The organism is Nocardia coubleae NBRC 108252, assembly GCF_001612805.1.
In the GTDB taxonomy this organism is placed as follows: Bacteria; Actinomycetota; Actinomycetes; order Mycobacteriales; family Mycobacteriaceae; genus Nocardia; species Nocardia coubleae.
The window spans coordinates 204,124-217,123 of the sequence record NZ_BDBD01000019.1 but is presented as its reverse complement, the minus strand read 5'-3'; the positions used below and the strand labels follow the sequence as shown (position 1 = coordinate 217,123).

The following is a 13,000-nucleotide window of genomic DNA, read 5'->3' as shown; positions in this document are numbered from 1 at the left end:
GACAACTAGCCGAGCAGTACCCGGCGCATGAGGAAGCCGACTCGGGCGCGACCGGCCAGGGGTGTGTTGCCGAAGGCTTGGCCGAGGTCGATGACCATGGCGAAGGCCGCGTGGACGAGGAAGCGGGCCTCGGCGGGGGTGAGGTTGGGGCGGACCTCGCGGACGAGGCGGGCCCATTCCTGGACGCTGAGGCGCTGGATATTGCGCAGGACGGCGCGTTCCTCGGCCGGGACATGGCCGAACTCGGCGTAGTAGACCACCGCGAGGGCGCGTTCGTCGAAGGTGTCGGCGACGAACTGGTCGATCAGCACATCGAGGGCGGCGGCACTGTGCGGGGTGCTCGCGACGGCGGGACCGATGGCGCCGGACACCCGGTCGGCGGCGCGGCGGAACGCGGCGGCGAGGATGTCGCTCTTCCCACGGTAGAAGCGGTAGACCGCCGAAGCGGCGGAAAGCCCGGCGGCGGAGGCGATGTCCTCCACACTCACATTCGGGTAGCCACGTTCGTGGAACAGCTCGACCGCTTTGCGCAGCAGCAGTTCGTGTTTGAACGCGGCGGGAATCTGTGCCCGCACCGACTGCTCGGAAGCCGTTGCGGCAGGCGGAAGTTCGCACTCGAGCAACGACATGCACGCCGAGCCGAGCAGCTTGTGCACCGCCCGCGCGGGGAGCGCGGCGTGGTGGTCGGCGAGGCTGGTGACCACGCCGAACATGGCCGTGGACACCAGCCGTAGCTCCTCGGCACTCAGTTCCGGACGCAGGACGGCGAGTTCACGGTCGAACCCGGCGAGGACGGAACTCTGCTGCCGATCGAGAACCGCCCGGTCGGCGGGCTCGAGATAGCGACCCTCCCAGCGCACCAGCGTGACGGTCGCCCGGTTCTCAAGGGTGGCGCCGATGAGCCCGGCGAGCCTGTGCCGCAACCGTTCCGGCGCCGACCGGATCTCCGCGGGTACCTCGACGGCCGTGGTGAAAGCCTGGCCGACCCGCAGCAATTCCTCCCGGAACAACGCGTACTTACTGGGGTAGTGCCGGTACAGCGCGGCCGAGCTGATGCCGAGCGCGGCCGCGATGTCCTCCATGCTCACCCCGTGATACCCGGCGGCCCCGAACGCCGCCGCCGAGGTGGCCGCGATCTGGGCGCGCCGATTCTTCGGCCTGCGCCGCACACCATCGACTACCGACCCACGTGCCACACGAGACTCGCCGACATTCATACCCGAAGTGTATTAAACGGCGTCGGAGGGCGTGATCCGGGCATACCAGTCGAGCAGCGCCGGGTCGTCGACCGCGCTGCGTTCCACGACGCGAGCCGGATCGGCGCCCTGGAAGAGCTTCTTGATGGGCACCTCGAGCTTCTTGCCGGTGCGGGTGTGCGGAATGCCCGGCGCCTCGCGGATCTCGTCGGGCACGTGCCGGGGCGAGACCTCGCTCCGGATGGCGGCATTGATCCGGGTTTTCAGGTCGTCGGTGAGTTCGGCGCCGGGTGCGAGCACGACGAACAGCGGCATCCAGTAGCCGCCGTCGGGCTGCTCGGCGCCGATCACCAGGGCCTCGGCGATCTCCGGGAACTGCTCGACCACCTGGTAGATGTCGGCGCTGCCCATGCGGATACCGTGCCGGTTGAGGGTGGAGTCGGAGCGTCCGTGCACCACCACGCTGCCGTGCTCGGTGAGCGTGATCCAGTCGCCGTGGCGCCACACGCCGGGGTAGGTGTCGAAATAGGCGTTGCGATAACGCTTTCCGTCCTCGTCGCGCCAGAAATAGACCGGCATCGACGGCATCGGCTCTGTCACCACGAGCTCACCGACCTCGCCGCGCACCGGCTTGCCCTGTTCGTCGAACGCGTCGAGAGCCACCCCGAGATACGGGGCCGACAGCTCACCCGGCCACACCGGTACGGTCGGCGCGCCACCGGCGAAGGCCGACACCACATCCGTGCCACCGCTGATCGAACTCACCTGCACACGCGGGCCGACGTTCTCGCTCAGCCACAGCGCGCTCGTCTCCGGCAGCGCCGAACCGGTGATGCCGACCGTGCGCAGGGCGGACAGGTCGTGATCGGTGCGCGGCACCGCACCGGCCTTGATGCAGCCGAGCACATACCCTGGGCTGGTGCCGAATACGGTGGCACCGACCTGGGCAGTGATGCGCCACAACGCATCCGGGCCGCCCGCGGTGGGGCTGCCGTCGTAGGTGACGATGGTCGCGCCTGCCAGCAACCCGGCGACCTGGAAATTCCACATCATCCAGCTCGGGCTGGTGTACCAGAAGAAGACGTCATCGGTGCCGATATCGGATTGCAGCGCAACCGCTTTGAGATGCTCGAGCAGCACGCCACCGTGGCCGTGGACGATGCCCTTGGGCAGTCCCGTCGTGCCGGAGGAGAACACAATCCACAGTGGATGATCGAAATCGACCGGGGTGGTTTCGATGATGCCGAAATTCTCGTCGGTGACCGTGTCGGCCCAGGCCAGTGCGTCCGGCACCGAGAGACCGAGCTGAGGCACGACGACGGTCGCGCGCAGACCGGGCAGCCCTTCTCGCAGCGCGGCGATATCGGCTCGCTTGTCGTGGTCCTTGCCGCCGAAACGGTAGCCGTCGGCGGTGACGAGCACCGTCGGGTCGAGTTGTCCGAGCCGGTCGAGCGCGGCCTTGGCGGAGTAGTCCTGTCCACAGGCGCTCCACACCGCGCCGATGCTCGCGGTCGCGAGGAAGGCGACGACCGCCTCCGGGATGTTGGGCAGATAACCCACCACCCGGTCATCCGCCTCGACCCCCTGTTCGCGCAGGGTGCGGGCGAAAACGGTGACCTGCTCGATGAGGTCCGACCACAGGATCTCGCGCGGTTCGGCGTCCTCGTGCAGCGCGATGATCGCGGGCCTGCCGAACTGGGCCATCCGGATGATCTGGTCGACGTAGTTCAACCGCGTGCCCGGAAACCACTGTGCCCCAGGCATTTCCCGGGAACCGAGGACCTCGCCCGCCGTCTCACCGAGTTCGAAGTAGTCCCACAGCGCCTGCCAGAACCCCTCGAGGTCGTCGACCGACCACTGCCACAGGGCTCGGTAGTCCGGATAGGAGACGCCGGTGCGGGCGGTGACGAACGCGGCGAAATCGGTGATCCGGGCAGCCGCGATGTCGTCGTCGGTCGGTACCCATTGTGGTTGCACTGGCGTGGTCCTCCTCGGTTCAGGACAGGTCGGCGCGGCGCACGATCTGCTCGGCATGACGCAATACCGGTGCGTCCACCATGCGCCCTTCGAAGGCGAATACGCCACGGTGGTTCGGAACTTCGGCGAGAACCCTGCGCGCCCAGTCGGTTTCGGCTTCGGAAGGCGCGTACCCGGCGCGGATCACCGGAACCTGACTCGGGTGGATGGCAACCTTGCCGTCGAAGCCGACCGCGACCGCGTCGAGCGTTTCCGCCGCAAGGCCGTCCAGATCCTTGATGTTCAGATACACCGAATCCAGCGCGAACCGGCCGAACGCCTTGGCGGCGAGCAGGCTGGTGGAACGCACGTGCCGGGCGATGTCGCGGTAGCTGCCGTCGGTGTGCCTGCTGGCATTGCCGCCGAGCCCGGCGATCAGGTCCTCCGCACCCCACATCACCCCGATGGCGTTGTCCACCTGCACCGTTTCCGTGACGCGCACGGCGCCCAGGGGAGATTCGACCAGCACGATCACCTCGCACTCGGCGAGATTGCGCACCTGCTCGGCGGACTCGCACTTGGGCAGCATCACCCGCCGGTAGTCGGTCTTGGCGAGCACCGCCAAGTCGTCGGTGTGGTCGTCGGTGCCCGCCGCGTTCACACGGATCACGGTGTGCTGCGGGTCCAGTGGGGTGTCGAGCAAGGCCTGCCGAGCGGCGGCCTTGTCGGCGGGGGCCACGCCATCCTCGAGGTCGAGGATCACCACGTCGGCGGCCGCGGCGGCTTTGGCGAAGCGTTCGGGACGGTCGGCGGGGCAGAACAGCCAGGCCGGACCCGTCGGCTGCCAGGCGCTCATGTGGTCGGCGCCTTGCGTACCAGGGTCTGCCGGACCGCGGTCGCCACCACCACGCCGTTCTGGTTGCGCGCGGTGTGCGTGAGGCTGACGATGCCCTCGCCGGGACGGCTCTTGGACTCGCGTTTGCCGGTGACCAGGGTTTCGGCGTACATGGTGTCGCCGTGGAACAGCGGGGCGGGCACGGTCATCTCGGAGAAGCCCAGGTTGGCGACCAGCGTGCCCTGGGTGAGCTGGGCCACCGAGAGCCCCACCAGGGTCGACAGCGTGAACATCGAATTCACCAGCCGCTGGTTGAACGGTGGCTGGGCGTCGGCGAAGGCCGCGTCCAGGTGCAAGGCCTGGGTGTTCATGGTGAGGGTGGTGAACAGGACGTTGTCGGCCTCGGTGATGGTGCGGCCGGGCCGGTGCTCGTAGATCGTGCCGATCTCGAACTCCTCGAACCACAGGCCGCGCTGCACCACGCGCTTCTCGGTCACAGTCCGAGTTCCCTTGCGATCAGCATCAGCTGCACCTCCGTTGTGCCCTCACCGATTTCCAGGATCTTGCTGTCACGGTAGTGCCTGGACACCACGTACTCGTTCATGAACCCGTTGCCGCCGAAGATCTGGGTGGCGTCGCGGGCGTTGTCCATCGCCGCCTCACTGGCCACCATCTTCGCGATCGAGGCCTGCTTCTTGAACGGTTTGCCCGCCAGCATGAGGGCGGCCGCGTCGTAGTAGGCGGTGCGCGCGGTGTGGGCGCGCGCCTCCATCCTGGCGATCTTGAACGCGATGGCCTGATTGCGGCCGATGGCCTGGCCGAACGCCTGCCGCTCGCCCGCGTACCGCACGCTCTCGTCCACACAGCCCTGTGCGGCGCCGACCGCGAGCGCGGCGATGGCGATGCGGCCCTCGTCGAGGATGCGCAGGAAATTGGCGTAACCGCGACCGCGCTCGCCGAGCAGGTTCTCGCGCGGCACCCGCACATCGGTGAAGCTCAGCGGATGGGTGTCGGAGGCGTTCCAGCCCACCTTGTTGTAGGCGGGCTCGGCCACGAAACCCGGCGTCGAGGTCGGCACGAGAATCGTGGAGATCTCCTTCTTGCCGCCGTTGTTGCCGGTCACCGCGGTGACGGTGACCAGGCGGGTGATGTCGGTGCCCGAGTTGGTGATGAACTGCTTGCTGCCGTTGATCACCCAGCTGTCACCGTCCTCGACGGCCGTGGTCCTGGTGCCACCGGCGTCGCTGCCCGCGTCGGGCTCGGTGAGGCCGAAACCGGCCAGCGCCTGCCCGCTGGTGAGCTGGGGCAACCACTCCGCGCGCTGGTCGTCGTTGCCGAACCGGTAGATCGGCATGGCGCCGAGGGACACACCCGCCTCGAGGGTGATGGCCACGCTCTGGTCGACCTTGCCGAGTTCCTCCAGCGCGAGGCACAGGGCGAAGTAGTCGCCGCCCATGCCGCCGAACTCCTCGGGGAACGGCAGGCCGAACAGGCCCATGTCGGCCATGCCTGCCACGACCTCGTACGGAAAGCTGTGGTCGGCATCGTGTTTCGCCGACACCGGGGCGACGACCTGCTGGGCGAAGTCGCGCACGGTGCGGGCGAGCTGACGGTATTCCTCCGGCAGGGAACCGGTGGACAGGTAGTCGGTCATGCGGTGGTTCCTTCACGTTCGGTGTCGGCGTCGGCCGTGTTCGCGTCGTCGGTTTCGGCGGGATGGGCGACGACGCGCACCAGCACTTGGTCCAGCTTCACCTGGGTGCCAGGCGAGGCGAGCACCTCCACCGTGCCCGCTACCGGTGCGGTGAGGGTGTGCTCCATCTTCATGGCTTCGATCACGATCACCGGATCGCCCACGGCGACCGTCGCGCCGTTCGCGACCGGTGCCGCGATCACCGAACCCGGCATGGGGCTGCGGATTTCGGCGTCACCGACGTGCGCGGCATCGCCACGAACGCTCGCCTCCGCCACTTCGCGCAGCACGCAGACGCGCCCGTTGCCGCTCACCCACAGCTGGCCGTCGGCCTCGGCCACCCGTACCTTGCGGCGCAGGCCGTCGATGGTGAAGACCAGGCCGTCGTCGAGCAGGGCGCCGGTCAGTGAGCTGGTCCCTGGATCCGCGGGCTCCTCCGAGTGTGTTCGGACGGTCGTTACCGGGTCGCCAGGGTGCTGCGTTGCGCCTGTGTGTTGTGACGCGGCTGGGAGTTGGGTGTCGCCTCGGTGTTGTCGCGCACCCGATGGAGCGGCGTCGTCGTTCGCCAGCTGCACGCACGCGGAATCCGGTGTGCCCGTGATGAATACGTGGCGCACCTGATCGCCCGACGCGAGCCGGATCGCGGTCGGCGCCGGCGCTGCGAGTCGCCAGCCCGACGGAACCGACCACAGGTCGGCATCGGGCTTCGGCCAACGACGCAGCCAGTGATACGTGGCGGCGGCGATGAATTCGTCATCGGTCGGCTCGGCGGGGGCGAAGTCGGTGACGCGGCGGTCGAGCAGCGCGGTGTCGAGGCGACCCGCCTGCACATCGTCGTCGGCCAGCAGGAAGCGCAGGAACTCGATATTGCTGGTGACCCCCAGCAACACCGTCTGTTCCAGCGCCCGGTCGAGCGCGGCGAGCGCATCGGCGCGGGTGTTGCCGCGGGCGATCACCTTCGACAGCATCGGGTCGTAGTCGCTGCCGACCACGGTTCCCACGGACAGTCCCGAATCCACCCGGATGCCTTCACCTTCCGGCTCGGTCAGGGCGAGCACCGTGCCACCGGTCGGGAGGAAGCCTCGGCCCGGGTCCTCGGCGTACACGCGGGCCTCGATCGCGTGCCCCACCAGGTGGATCTCGTCCTGAGTGCGCGCCAGCTTCTGCCCGGCGGCCACCCGGACCTGGCATTCCACCAGGTCGATGCCGGTGACCATCTCGGTCACCGGGTGTTCCACCTGTAGTCGCGTGTTCATCTCCATGAAGAAGAACTCGTCGGGCCGGTCGGCGGAGACGATGAACTCCACGGTGCCCGCGCCCACGTAGTCGACGCTGCGCGCGGTATTGCAGGCCGCGGTGCCGATCCGGGCCCGGGTGGCGGCATCGAGCAGCGGCGAGGGTGCTTCCTCGATGACCTTCTGATGCCTGCGCTGCAAACTGCACTCGCGCTCACCGAGGTGCACCACATTGCCGAAAGCGTCTGCCAGCACCTGCACTTCGATGTGCCGTGGCCGGGTGACGAAACGTTCCAGGAACAGGGTGTCGTCGCCGAAGGCGGCACCGGCTTCGCGGCGGGCGCTCACCAGCGCGGCGGGCAGGTCCTCGGCCCGCTCGACCAGGCGCATGCCCTTGCCACCACCACCGGCCGACGGCTTCACCAGCACGGGATAGCCGATATCGGTTGCGGCCGCGATCAATTGATCATCGGTGAGCCCGGGTTCGGCGATGCCGGGAACCACCGGCACACCGAACGCCGTCACCGTCTTCTTCGCGGTGATCTTGTCGCCCATCACCTCGATGGCCTTGGCGGGCGGTCCGAGGAAGACGATGCCCGCGTCGGCCAATGCGGCGGCGAACGCCGAATTCTCCGACAGGAAGCCGTAACCCGGGTGCACCGCCTGCGCGCCGGAACGCACAGCGGCGTCGACGACCTTCTCGATCGACAAGTAGCTCTCGCGCGCGGGCGCTGGGCCGAGTCGCACCGCGACATCGGCCTCGCGCACATGGCGCGCGTTCTTGTCGGCGTCGCTGTACACCGCGACGGAACGAATGCCCATGGCACGCAACGTCTTGATGACGCGCACCGCGATCTCACCGCGATTGGCGACCAGGACGGTGTCGAATTCGACGGGTTGGGATTTGTTCAGCATGTCGCTCACATCCGGAAGACGCCGTAGGAAACGGGTTCGAGTGGCGCTTGCGCACACACCGAAAGGGCAAGTCCGAGCACGGTTCTGGTGTCGATGGGGGCGATCACGCCGTCGTCCCAGATGCGTGCCGTCGCGTAGTAGGGGTTGCCCTGGGTCTCGTACTGCTCGCGGATCGGGGCCTTGAACGCCTCCTGATCCTCGGCCGACCAGGGCTTGCCCGCGCTGTCGAGCTGGTCGCCGCGCACCGTGGCCAGCACCGAGGCGGCCTGCTCGCCACCCATCACCGAGATGCGCGCGTTCGGCCACATCCACAGGAAGCGCGGCGAATACGCGCGCCCGCACATGGAGTAGTTGCCCGCGCCGTAGGAACCGCCGATCACCACCGTCAGCTTCGGCACCCGCGCGCACGCCACCGCGGTGACCATCTTCGCACCGTGCTTGGCGATGCCGCCTGCCTCGTAGTCGCGACCGACCATGAAGCCGGTGATGTTCTGCAGGAACAGCAGCGGGATCTTGCGCTTGTCGCACAGTTCGATGAAATGCGCGCCCTTCATGGCGGATTCGCTGAACAGCACGCCGTTGTTGGCGACGATGCCAACCGGATGGCCGTGGATGCGGGCGAAACCGGTGACCAGGGTCTTGCCGTACTCGGCCTTGAATTCCTGGAAACCGCTCTCGCCGTCGACGATCCGGTCGATCACCTCGCGCACGTCGTACGGTGTGCGCGGGTCGACGGGGACCACGTCGTAGAGCTCGTCCTCGGGCTTGGCGGGCGGGGTGCTCGGCAGCACCTCCCACGGGGCCTCGGGGCGCGGACCGAGCGTCGACACGATATTGCGGACGATGCGCAGCGCGTCGCGGTCGTCGTCGGCGAGATGATCGGTGACGCCGGAAGTGCGCGAATGCAGCAGGCCACCGCCCAGTTCCTCGGCGGTGACGACCTCACCGGTCGCCGCCTTCACCAGCGGCGGGCCGCCGAGGAAGATGGTGCCTTGGTCGCGCACGATCACGGCCTCGTCGGCCATCGCGGGCACATAGGCGCCACCGGCGGTGCACGAGCCGAGGACCGCCGCGATCTGCGCGATACCGCGCGCGCTCATGTTCGCCTGGTTGTAGAAGATGCGGCCGAAGTGGTCGCGGTCGGGAAACACCTCGTCCTGGCGGGGCAGGAACCCGCCGCCGGACTCGACCAGGTACACGCATGGCAGGTTGTTCTGCGCGGCCACCTCCTGGGCGCGCAGGTGCTTCTTCACCGTGATCGGGTAGTAGGTGCCGCCCTTGACCGTCGGGTCGTTGGCCAGCACCAGGCATTCCCGGCCCGCGATCCGGCCGATGCCCGCGATCACACCCGCGCCGGGGCACTCGTCGTCGTACATGCCGTTGCCCGCCAGCGGCGCCAGCTCGAGGAAGGGGCTGCCCGGGTCGAGTAGTTCGTCGATGCGGTCCCGGGGGAGCAGCTTGCCTCGGGCGACGTGGCGTTCGCGCGACTTCTGCGGGCCGCCGAGCGCGGTCGTGGCCAGCCGTTGCCGCAGGTCTGCCACCAGGGCGAGGTGCGCGTCTCGATTGCTCGTGGCGGCCTCGGTGTCATTGCCGAGGTCGTGTGTCACCGTCATCGGGCCATCCTGCCATCCGGTTAATCGCCAATAACTGAAATTCAGGTTAATGTTGATTAACCAAGTTGTCCAGAGGTGGAAGGAGCGCCGGTGGCCGAACCCGTCCAGGCGACCCGGCGCGAGCAGCTCAAGGCCCAGCGCCGGGAGCAGTTGCTCACGGCAGGCGCCCGGTTGATCGCCGACCGGGGTTTCCTCGGTGTGCGCCTCGACGACCTGGGCGCCGCCGTCGGCATCAGCGGACCCGCCGTCTACCGGCACTTCGCGAACAAAGAGGCACTACTGGTCGAACTGCTCGTCGGCATCAGTGAGCATCTGCTCGCCGGCGGCCGCGCCGTGGTCGCCGAATCCTCGACGGCCGCCGAAGCCCTCGCCGGCCTGGTCGACTTCCACCTCGACTTCGCCTTCGGCAACCCCGAACTCATCCGCATCCAGGACCGCGACCTCGACAAGGTCCCCACCCCCGAACGCCGCGTCCTGCGCCGCACCCAGCGTCAATACGTCGAAGTGTGGGTGGAAGTCCTCCGCGAACTGCGCCCCGGCCTCGCCGAGGAGACCGCCCGCATCCAGGCCCACGCCGCCTTCGGCCTCATCAACTCCACACCGCACAGTGCGTCGGCTGCGAGTGCGTCCAGGGCCAGACCGGTGCTGCGGCAGATGGCCTTGGCCGCACTGACGGCCGGCTGAGAGAGTCGACCGGATCAATTGCGTGCGGAAGGTCGGGTACAGCCCGCGAGTCAACCGAAACGTCCGGCCCCCGACCCTGCACAGGCCGGTCCGGTCCCGGACCTCGTCGACGACCAGCGCCGTTGACGAGTCGAAAGGCGCGGCTCTGATGGGACCACCTCGGTTGGCTCGGCGAGCGACACCATATATACTTTGTATTGACACTGTATATATCTCCTAGTTCAGGTGGTGCCATGTCCAAACTTCTGATCGAAGTCGATGACGAGGCGCTCGAAGAGGCGCAACGACTCCTCGGAACGTCGACCAAAAAGGACACGGTCAACGCTGCGCTTGCCGAGGTAGCGAAACGGCTTCAGCGGGTCAAGGCGCTGAACGAGCTCTCGGCGATGGCCGAAAATGGGGATTTCGACGGGATGCTCGACAAGTCCACGTATCGGTCGTGATCAGCTATCTGGTCGACACGTCGGCCGCCGTGCGGTTGATCGCGAATCCCGCTCTGCAACGTGCGTGGCACGAAACCATCAACTCAGGGGTGATCGCGATCTGTGATGTGGTGGAACTCGAGCTTCTCTATAGCGCCACGTCACTCGGGGATCGGCTTCGTAAGCGTGCGTTGTTCGGGGAGCTGTTCGGCTGGGCGCCGACGCCCGACCGCGTGTGGGTCCGGGCGCACGAGGTCCAGCAACTGCTCACCGAACAAGGGTGGCACCGTAGTGCCGGTGCTGCCGATCTCGCGATCGCGGCTACTGCGGAAGCGAACCATCTGACGTTGCTTCACTACGACCACGATTACGAGGCCGTGGCAAAGGTGACCGGCCAGTCCACCCGGTGGATCGCGCAACCGGGGACTGTTAGTTGAGTTCGCAACCGGCAGTTGTGACTCGGGTCAGGTAATCCGGTCCCACAACCAGCTCGGTCCGACGGTTTCGGCTCCGTGGGCCGCGACTCTCTCGCGGAGTTCGCGGTCGGAGGTGACGACGATGATCTTGTCGTGAGGGTCGGTGGCGACCACGTCGACGATCGTGTCGTCGCCGGACCCTTGGGCCAGAACGACTTTCAGTGGTTTGACGGCCACATCGGCGCCTGCTTTCGCGGCACCTTCGAGCACCACGATGACATCGGTGGTGTCGGTGAGGCCGGCGAGTTCGGCAAGCAATCGCCGGGCGGCACCGGCTCGGTCCTTCCACCATCCGTCGGGGCGCGAACCGATGACGTTGGCCGCATCGACGACGATCAGCTGGTCCATCAGCCCAGTCTGCCCCTCCAGCGCGGAGCGACAGGCCTCGCGGGTTCCTGGGTGGTGGCAGGGGAGGGGCCTACGCTGGGCACATGACTTCCCTGACGGATCCTCAGGTGCGAGAGTTCCTTTCCCACGGCACACGGACGGGCAAGGTGGCGTTCACGGCCAAGGACGGGCGGCCGTTGGTGACACCGATCTGGTTCATCGTGGAAGGCGATGAGCTGGTGTTCAACACCGGGAAGGAGACCGCGAAGGGGCGGGCGTTCGCGCGGGATCCCCGGGTTGCGATGTGTGTGGATCTGGAAGAGCCGCCCTATGGGCTGGTGGAGGTGCAGGGGACGGTCGAGTTGTCGGAGGATCCGGCGGAGCTGGTGCGGACCGCGACCGCGATCGCCGCCCGGTACATGGGTGCGGACCGGGCCGAGGAGTTCGGCAAGCGCAACGGGGTGCCGGGGGAGCTGGTGGTGCGGGTGCGGCCGACGAAGGTCATCGCGCATTTCGACATGACCGGGTAGGTCAGCGGGGCGCGGGCACATCCGGTTCGGGCGGGAGGACGGGTACTTCGGTCGGGAAGACGGGCTCGTTGTCCATCGGTGCGGCGTCAGGGCCGGGAGTGGACGGGTCGTATGGCGCGGGATCGCGGTCGAAGATCGGATTGCTGCAGGAAGCGCCGGGTTCCGGTGTGGTGTAGGGGTTGTTGCGCAGGGCGGTGATGAACTGGTCGACGCGCGCGTCGGTCGCGCTGTCGAGGACGAGTTGGTGGCCCCACGACTGCAGCGAGATCGGGTCGGCCATGTTCGGGATGGGCGACATGAAGGTGTATGTCCTGCCCTGCACCTTGTTCCGCAGCGTCGCCTGATCGTCGGCACTCACCCGCGCGGGGTTGTAGGCGATCCAGACCGCGCCGTGTTCCAGCGAGTGCACCGCGTTCTCGGTCCGGATGCCCTCGGGATAGACGACACCGTCGCAGGCCGCCCAGACCGCATCGTGCGTGCCACCCATCGGCGGGATCGACGTGTACGCCACCCGCTGCGTGCTCGGCACATGATTCCCCAGCGGGAACTCGGCGATGACGACGCCGGGGATGCCCTTGGCCGGGTCCTGGTTGTCGTTGGTTGGGGCGAAGCCATCCAAGGTGATCGTCGGATGACCGGCCTTGGTCTCATTGCAGCCGGTCAGCGCGACCGCCGCGACCACCATCAGCCCCAACCCGACACGAACCCGCATAGTGGCCGCTCCTCCTCGTCCTGGTGTCAGACACAGCATCGGCTCCTGGAACCCCTACCGTCACGTGCGGCTTGCTCCGGCTATCACCGCGCCAACCGCAGTCGGCTGGCCGTTACATATCTGTCGGCACGTCGGCTGCTACAGGGGTTGTCGACACGGATCTATCGTTTGATATTACGGAAATTTATACGGCGTGTCTTCCTAATGTCTCACGTCCTCAACTATTCGGCCTCGACCGAAATCATGAGGCCGATCCTGACTTGGCCGGGTTGCAGTTCAAACTCGATTGAGCTGGTGCTATCGAGGTAGGCCCGTCCATTCAACCCACGATGATAGCTCGGCCTCGTGGCTCGGTGTTCCATTCCACGCTTGATTCTTGAAATCGCGCGTGACGAGGCCTGTGTAG

General features: G+C 67.4%; 13 protein-coding genes. 4 read left to right on the top strand and 9 right to left on the bottom strand.

Annotated elements, in window-relative coordinates; genetic code table 11:
• Positions 1-5: 5 nt before the first annotated feature.
• The 7 genes from NCO8_RS20660 to NCO8_RS20630 are packed head-to-tail and all read right to left on the bottom strand — an operon-like array spanning position 6 to position 9,443.
• Entirely contained in the window at positions 6-1,217 is a 1,212-nt protein-coding gene (locus tag NCO8_RS20660) for a TetR/AcrR family transcriptional regulator (RefSeq protein ID WP_067641827.1), read from the bottom strand.
• Between the two features lie 12 nt (positions 1,218-1,229).
• Positions 1,230-3,173 (bottom strand): acetoacetate--CoA ligase, encoded by a 1,944-nt coding sequence (locus NCO8_RS20655; RefSeq protein ID WP_245655445.1) that lies wholly within the window; start codon positions 3,171-3,173, stop codon positions 1,230-1,232.
• 19 nt (positions 3,174-3,192) lie between these two features.
• Positions 3,193-4,008: an HpcH/HpaI aldolase/citrate lyase family protein gene (locus NCO8_RS20650; RefSeq protein WP_067641825.1), complete on the bottom strand. Its 816-nt coding sequence runs from the start codon at positions 4,006-4,008 to the stop codon at positions 3,193-3,195.
• Complete coding sequence (locus tag NCO8_RS20645; protein ID WP_067485249.1) at positions 4,005-4,484, bottom strand: MaoC family dehydratase; 480 nt, start codon at positions 4,482-4,484, stop codon at positions 4,005-4,007. Before NCO8_RS20645 ends, NCO8_RS20650 begins: the two co-directional genes overlap by 4 nt.
• Positions 4,481-5,641, bottom strand: coding sequence for an acyl-CoA dehydrogenase family protein (locus NCO8_RS20640; RefSeq protein WP_067641824.1), 1,161 nt, complete (start codon positions 5,639-5,641; stop codon positions 4,481-4,483). The genes NCO8_RS20645 and NCO8_RS20640 overlap by 4 nt, the downstream gene beginning before the upstream one ends.
• The gene (locus NCO8_RS20635; RefSeq protein WP_067642091.1) at positions 5,638-7,830 is read right to left on the bottom strand and encodes an acetyl/propionyl/methylcrotonyl-CoA carboxylase subunit alpha; all 2,193 of its coding nucleotides are present in this window, start codon (positions 7,828-7,830) and stop codon (positions 5,638-5,640) included. Before NCO8_RS20635 ends, NCO8_RS20640 begins: the two co-directional genes overlap by 4 nt.
• Positions 7,831-7,835: 5 nt before the next feature.
• On the bottom strand, positions 7,836-9,443 hold the full coding sequence (locus NCO8_RS20630) for a carboxyl transferase domain-containing protein (protein ID WP_245655444.1): 1,608 nt from the start codon (positions 9,441-9,443) through the stop codon (positions 7,836-7,838).
• Between the two features lie 90 nt (positions 9,444-9,533).
• Here NCO8_RS20630 and NCO8_RS20625 point away from each other — a divergent pair, with 90 nt between their 5' ends.
• The 3 genes from NCO8_RS20625 to NCO8_RS20615 all read left to right on the top strand — a co-directional run bounded on the left by NCO8_RS20625 (position 9,534) and on the right by NCO8_RS20615 (position 10,986).
• Positions 9,534-10,127 carry an SACE_7040 family transcriptional regulator gene (locus tag NCO8_RS20625; RefSeq protein ID WP_067641823.1) on the top strand — a complete coding sequence of 198 codons (594 nt, stop codon included), beginning with the start codon at positions 9,534-9,536 and terminating at the stop codon, positions 10,125-10,127.
• Between the two features lie 233 nt (positions 10,128-10,360).
• The gene (locus NCO8_RS20620) at positions 10,361-10,570 is read left to right on the top strand and encodes a type II toxin-antitoxin system VapB family antitoxin (RefSeq protein WP_067641822.1); all 210 of its coding nucleotides are present in this window, start codon (positions 10,361-10,363) and stop codon (positions 10,568-10,570) included.
• Positions 10,567-10,986 carry a PIN domain nuclease gene (locus tag NCO8_RS20615; RefSeq protein WP_067641821.1) on the top strand — a complete coding sequence of 140 codons (420 nt, stop codon included), beginning with the start codon at positions 10,567-10,569 and terminating at the stop codon, positions 10,984-10,986. The genes NCO8_RS20620 and NCO8_RS20615 overlap by 4 nt, the downstream gene beginning before the upstream one ends.
• Positions 10,987-11,013: 27 nt before the next feature.
• Here NCO8_RS20615 and NCO8_RS20610 read toward each other — a convergent pair whose 3' ends face one another.
• Positions 11,014-11,373, bottom strand: a complete 360-nt coding sequence (locus NCO8_RS20610; protein WP_067641820.1) for an NYN domain-containing protein — start codon at positions 11,371-11,373, stop codon at positions 11,014-11,016.
• Positions 11,374-11,456: 83 nt separating this feature from the next.
• Between NCO8_RS20610 and NCO8_RS20605 the strand changes: the two genes are divergently transcribed.
• Positions 11,457-11,882, top strand: coding sequence for a PPOX class F420-dependent oxidoreductase (locus NCO8_RS20605; RefSeq protein ID WP_067641819.1), 426 nt, complete (start codon positions 11,457-11,459; stop codon positions 11,880-11,882).
• 1 nt (position 11,883) lies between these two features.
• On the opposite strand, the gene NCO8_RS20600 is transcribed toward NCO8_RS20605, so the two are convergent.
• Positions 11,884-12,594, bottom strand: coding sequence for a thioredoxin-like domain-containing protein (locus NCO8_RS20600; protein WP_084457340.1), 711 nt, complete (start codon positions 12,592-12,594; stop codon positions 11,884-11,886).
• Between the last annotated feature and the right edge of the window lie 406 nt (positions 12,595-13,000).

Excerpts from the sequence above, each read along its gene's own strand:
- NCO8_RS20635 (WP_067642091.1), bottom strand. The coding sequence starts at position 7,830 with ATGCTGAACAAATCCCAACCCGTCGAATTCGACACCGTCCTGGTCGCC.
- NCO8_RS20610 (WP_067641820.1), bottom strand. The coding sequence starts at position 11,373 with ATGGACCAGCTGATCGTCGTCGATGCGGCCAACGTCATCGGTTCGCGC.
- NCO8_RS20605 (WP_067641819.1), top strand. The coding sequence starts at position 11,457 with ATGACTTCCCTGACGGATCCTCAGGTGCGAGAGTTCCTTTCCCACGGC.
- NCO8_RS20660 (WP_067641827.1), bottom strand. The coding sequence starts at position 1,217 with ATGAATGTCGGCGAGTCTCGTGTGGCACGTGGGTCGGTAGTCGATGGT.
- NCO8_RS20620 (WP_067641822.1), top strand. The coding sequence starts at position 10,361 with ATGTCCAAACTTCTGATCGAAGTCGATGACGAGGCGCTCGAAGAGGCG.
- NCO8_RS20600 (WP_084457340.1), bottom strand. The coding sequence starts at position 12,594 with ATGCGGGTTCGTGTCGGGTTGGGGCTGATGGTGGTCGCGGCGGTCGCG.
- NCO8_RS20640 (WP_067641824.1), bottom strand. The coding sequence starts at position 5,641 with ATGACCGACTACCTGTCCACCGGTTCCCTGCCGGAGGAATACCGTCAG.
- NCO8_RS20630 (WP_245655444.1), bottom strand. The coding sequence starts at position 9,443 with ATGACGGTGACACACGACCTCGGCAATGACACCGAGGCCGCCACGAGC.
- NCO8_RS20650 (WP_067641825.1), bottom strand. The coding sequence starts at position 4,008 with ATGAGCGCCTGGCAGCCGACGGGTCCGGCCTGGCTGTTCTGCCCCGCC.